Below are 1,227 nucleotides of genomic sequence, written 5' to 3'. Positions count from 1 at the left end.
GTCTGCGCCTTGGTAGAGCTTCCGTATTCCATGAGTTATCGTTATGGTGGTATTGGATATGAGACAGTTTTGTCTGTGGATACCGCACAGAGGGACAGCGGTGGTGCGGCCATTCCGATGCTCTACCTGTTCGACACAGCGGACGAAGTTGACGAGGCCGAAGCAGAGCAATATCTATCGAAGCTCACTGCCGGTGAGTTTTCACCCTTGATGTATGAAAGCAAGGCCACAGCTCGCTCTGAGTTTGCTCAGTTCCGGCAGATGTTCCTTCTGGTAGGTGGTATCCTCTGTGCTATCATCGGACTGGTGGGACTCTTAAATTTCTTCAACGCCATGATGACCGGTATTCTTTCCCGCCGCCGTGAATTTGCTGTGCTTCAGGCTGTAGGAATGACGAACCGACAGCTCAAAACCATGCTGATCTACGAGGGATTGTTTTACGCAATGTCCTCCGTAGCGGTGGCTTTTATTCTGTCGCTGGCGGTGGGACCTCTTGCAGGAAAAATGCTGGGCAGTATGTTCTGGTTCTTTGAGTATCGATTCACCATTCTGCCTGTCCTGCTGACAATTCCGGTATTTCTTCTGCTGGGGTGGCTGATTCCTTGCATGATGTATGACAACGCAGCGAAATGCAGTGTTGTAGAGCAATTAAGGGATGCTCAATAACTGTTAAGCAAAAAACGGCCCTCTGCCAATGAAAAGGCAGAGGGCTGAGTTTTAATCTAAGGGTTTACATTCAGTTACAGTTTTTAGATAAATTTCGGGATCACCGTTCAATATCAAGTCTGCATATCCAATCGGATCATTGTAGATCAGATAATCCAATTCTGACCGCTGATACATATTATCGGCAACCTCATTCTCCACGGCGATGGTATCAATGGCAATCATGCTGCCATTTGCAAATTTTAGTTCCACACAAGCATTATCCATGTTGAACTCACAAGAAATCAATCTATCCATAAGCAACCTCCATAATATGGGATATTAAATCATCCCAAAATATTTCATAGCTTCTCGGATTGCTTTCTCTTTTTCCGGCGGACACTGGGGCTGTCTGGAATCTTCGGATTTGGGCAGATTGTAGTTCTTGCCGACCTCAATCCCACATTTTCGTTTAATCTGCGAGATATAGAGGTTGGACACCTTTAACCCGGTATGCTCCAACACATACTCCTTGATCTGCGGATAGGTTGCCCCATCCTGAAATTCGGACATATCCATATC

Annotated in this window: 2 protein-coding genes and 1 pseudogene; 1 reads left to right on the top strand and 2 read right to left on the bottom strand. The window is 46.2% G+C overall.

Features of this window, described 5'->3' with window-relative positions; all coding sequences use genetic code 11:
- Positions 1-666: ABC transporter permease (locus ACZMB2_RS14320; protein ID WP_487597211.1), on the top strand; the 666-nt coding region annotated here is incomplete at its 5' end.
- Between the two features lie 51 nt (positions 667-717).
- On the opposite strand, the gene ACZMB2_RS14315 is transcribed toward ACZMB2_RS14320, so the two are convergent.
- Together ACZMB2_RS14315 and ACZMB2_RS14310 are read right to left on the bottom strand one after the other, a co-directional pair.
- Positions 718-963 carry a DUF6061 family protein gene (locus ACZMB2_RS14315; RefSeq protein WP_117733877.1) on the bottom strand — a complete coding sequence of 82 codons (246 nt, stop codon included), beginning with the start codon at positions 961-963 and terminating at the stop codon, positions 718-720.
- Positions 964-987: 24 nt separating this feature from the next.
- Positions 988-1,227 (bottom strand): annotated as a pseudogene (locus ACZMB2_RS14310) (23S rRNA (uracil-5-)-methyltransferase RumA); the annotation flags it as partial.

It is taken from the genome of Hominiventricola sp., assembly GCF_057604405.1.
The sequence above is the reverse complement of the archived record's forward strand: the minus strand, read 5'-3'. Positions and strand labels throughout refer to the sequence as shown.